Annotated in this window: 2 protein-coding genes; one reads left to right on the top strand and one right to left on the bottom strand. The window is 44.2% G+C overall.

Features of this window, described 5'->3' with window-relative positions; genetic code table 11:
- Nucleotides 1-366 precede the first annotated feature (366 nt).
- The gene (locus ACTS3T_RS21530; protein ID WP_462935706.1) at nucleotides 367-1,491 is read left to right on the top strand and encodes an EcsC family protein; all 1,125 of its coding nucleotides are present in this window, start codon (nucleotides 367-369) and stop codon (nucleotides 1,489-1,491) included.
- On the opposite strand, the gene ACTS3T_RS21525 is transcribed toward ACTS3T_RS21530, so the two are convergent.
- On the bottom strand, nucleotides 1,488-2,048 hold a 561-nt coding region (locus ACTS3T_RS21525; RefSeq protein WP_462935705.1), incomplete at its 5' end, for a single-stranded DNA-binding protein. The two genes, ACTS3T_RS21530 and ACTS3T_RS21525, sit on opposite strands and share 4 nt — an antisense overlap.

Raw genomic sequence — 2,048 nt, 5'->3', positions numbered from 1 at the left:
GCATATCGGCCAATGGCAATTCATCGCCTCTTAGCTATTGGCTACCAAACCGGGTACTGTACCCACTTGAGTTCAAAAACTCAGCATTTTCTATGATCTATACTTTGACCTAATTAACTAATAGTGGTCGTTATGGCATTTCCTATCATGGCGCTGCTGAAATAAGAAACGAACGGATTTATTGAATCCGAGTACATTAGGCTTGCGAAAACAAATTTATTTCAGAAATCAGCAACGCCTCTGCATCGTAATCTCTTAGCACAACCCGCTGAATTTAGTCCATTCAGAAAATGACTCCTATCCTAAGTCAGACGACTACCACCCAAGACGAAAGTAAAGTAGAGCTAGTATTTGGAATAATGAAACATGCCTGAGCAACAAGCAGACCTTTCCCAAAGCATTGCTGAAGTGTTCGTTTCGGCACAGCAAGCTGGTCAGTTTACTGCTGCATTTGCTAACAAAGCGCTTCAGTGGATCGCAGGCAATACTGTGGATGCTATAACGGCAGTCAGCGATCAGGCTGAAGCGGCTGCTCAGCAATCTATGGAACAAGTCACAGAAATCGCTGGAAAGCTAGTAACCCCTATCATCGATAATCCAGTCTTACAGTTTATTTCTAAGGCACCCGGCTTAGGTTGGATAGGCTCTTTAGGGCAAATAGATGTTGAGCAAGTGCGAACTGAAGTGGATCAACTCAAGCGGAAATATAGTTCTGAAAACGCTGACGAAATTGCTCATCGCCTTATCGTAGACACAGCCTTCAAAGCAGGTGGTGTGGGCTTAGTCACTAACATTGTTCCACCTGTTGCGGTTGCATTGCTAGCAATTGACTTAGCGGCTACGACTAAGTTGCAATCTGAAATGATTTATCGCATTGCTTACACTTATGGTTTTGATCTGGAAGATCCGGTACGAAAAGGCGAAGTTTTGACCATTTTTGGCCTCTCATTGGGCGGATCAGGCTTGCTAAAAACAGGCTTTAGCTTCGCAGAAATTATTCCAGGTGTTGGGGCCGTCATCGGTGCATCCAGCAATCTGCTGTTGCTTTATACATTAGGATATGCAGCACGCCGTTTTTATAAAGCGAAACAAAACGGTGATCTGACTCAACAAACAGCAGATGCTATTCAGCAAGAGCAGACTGACTACGTCAAAGTTGCCATAGAGCAGCAAGCAATTATGGATCAGATTTTAGCGCGAATAATTTTAGCCAGCTATCCAGAGCAAACTTGGTCTGAAATCTCTCAAGAACTGCAAAAGTTAGCCATTTCGGACAAGTCCGCCCAAGCGATCGCTGCCAATACTCAATCACCCAAGCCCCTTGAGGTGCTTTTACCCAAATTAGATAAAGAACTCGCCCTCCCTTTGATCAAACGTTGTGAGCAAATTGCTCACCAAAGCGGCAAGTCAACACCCCAAAAAGAAGCTATTTTGTCGGCACTCTACACTTATTTTGATCTAAGGCCAACGACTTCACCTGCTGGCAGCTAAGCAACGACAGGTACTTTTTCTGCCTCTACCTCAGTTTCGCTTTCTTCATTACGAACCCGATCTAAGTCAATATCCAAGACCGTCATCTTCAGTCCCGCTCTCGGTTGCCCATCGCTATTAGAAAGATAAGGACTAGGTTCAATGCTGCCAGTACAAATGATTAAAGATCCCTTTTTAAGATAGGGTAAGGCTCGCCAAGCAAAAGATTTTTGCCAAATACTTAGAGAAACAGTAAAAGAGCTTTCGCGATCGCGCACCCCACGCACGTAAAGAGTTGCATTTGCAACTTGCGCCTGCTCTCCATTACGCAATTCAACTACCTTTATCTGCGCATCGGCAGCTAAGTTGCCACTAACAATCCATTTGTTTAATCCTGCGCTAGACATTGTAGTTGCCCCTTCAAAATAATTACGATTGCGACAAGCTAAGACTGCCCAGTGCAAAACTAAGAGTAACACCCAACATATACGCAAAAAGCGCTCGTTATTAATATAACGAGCGCTTTTCCAAAAATAACCTGGCACTGAGCTATTTTCCCGTGGAGCGACCCCCAAAGT

Source organism: Almyronema sp., assembly GCF_052168255.1.
GTDB classification, from domain to species: Bacteria; Cyanobacteriota; Cyanobacteriia; order Phormidesmidales; family Phormidesmidaceae; genus Sphaerothrix; species Sphaerothrix epifaneia.
Note: the sequence above shows the minus strand (reverse complement) of the source record. Positions and strands in the feature narration are given on the sequence as shown.